The organism is Streptomyces triticirhizae (genome assembly GCF_003696235.1).
Taxonomy (GTDB): domain Bacteria; phylum Actinomycetota; class Actinomycetes; order Streptomycetales; family Streptomycetaceae; genus Streptomyces; species Streptomyces triticirhizae.
Genome location: NZ_RFFJ01000403.1, coordinates 1 through 1,127, shown reverse-complemented (window position 1 = coordinate 1,127; position 1,127 = coordinate 1). Strand labels below are relative to the sequence as shown.

General features: G+C 71.1%; 1 protein-coding gene. It reads left to right on the top strand.

Features of this window, described 5'->3' with window-relative positions:
* On the top strand, positions 1-1,127 hold a 1,127-nt coding region (locus EBN88_RS29960; protein ID WP_147472930.1), incomplete at both ends, for an RHS repeat-associated core domain-containing protein.

The following is a 1,127-nucleotide window of genomic DNA, read 5'->3' as shown; positions in this document are numbered from 1 at the left end:
CGATCGCTGCAACACCGCGCCTACACCTACCGGCCGGACGGCGCGGTCAGCGCCATCGTCGACCGCCTCGGCGGCGACCGTTCCATCGACCTCGACGACCGTGGCCGGATCACCGGCGTGCGAGCGGAAGGGTGGACGGAGCGCTACGCCTACGACGCGGCAGGGGACCTCGCCGACGCCGAACTGATCCAGAGCGGCGAGGGGCCAGAACGCCGCCGGTCCGACATCAGCTACCAGCATGACGCCCAGGGGCGCGTCGTCGTCCGCCGCCGCAAGCGCCTCTCCCGGAAGGCCGATGTCTGGCACTACACCTGGGACAGCCAGGACCGGCTCGTCGCGCTCACCACCCCGGACGGCACCCGCTGGACCTACCTCTACGACCCCTTCGGCCGCCGGCTCGCCAAACGCCGCATGGCGGCCGACGGCGAGACCGTCGAGTCAGAGACCCGGTTCCACTGGGACCGCTTCGTCCCCGCAGAACAGGCCGAGACCACCGCCGAAGGCGACGTCCGACGCACCGTCTGGGACTGGGAACAGGACCGGTTCACACCCGTCACCCAGATCGAGAGCGTCGCTCTCCGGGACCGCCCCCAGGAGTGGATCGACGAACGCTTCTACGGCATCGTCGCCGATCTCGTCGGCACACCCACCGAACTCCTCGACGAGACAGGCGAGATCGCCTGGCAGCAGCACGCCACCGTCTGGGGCGCCCCCCGAACGCAGCCAGGCGACCAACGCGCCTACTGCCCCCTCCGTTTCCCGGGGCACTACGCCGACGCCGAATCCGGCCTGCACTACAACTACCAACGCCACTACGACCCCGACACCGGCCAGTACGCCACCCTCGACCCCCTCGGCCTCGCCCCCGGCCCCAATCCACGCGGCTATGTCGACAACCCCCAGACCGCCGTCGACCCCTTCGGCCTCGCACCCGACTGCGAACGCGCCCTCGCGGCGGCCCGCGAGCGCGCCAACCTCGAACAGGCCCGCCCGGGTGCGAACAAGCACACGCGTCCCACCAGCTCCGCCGGCCTCACCGTCACCGACGCTGCGGGCAACCAACACACGTTCACCGGCGCCAGCATCAAAGGCGGCGGCGACCACAACCTCCACCCGGACGTCCAGGC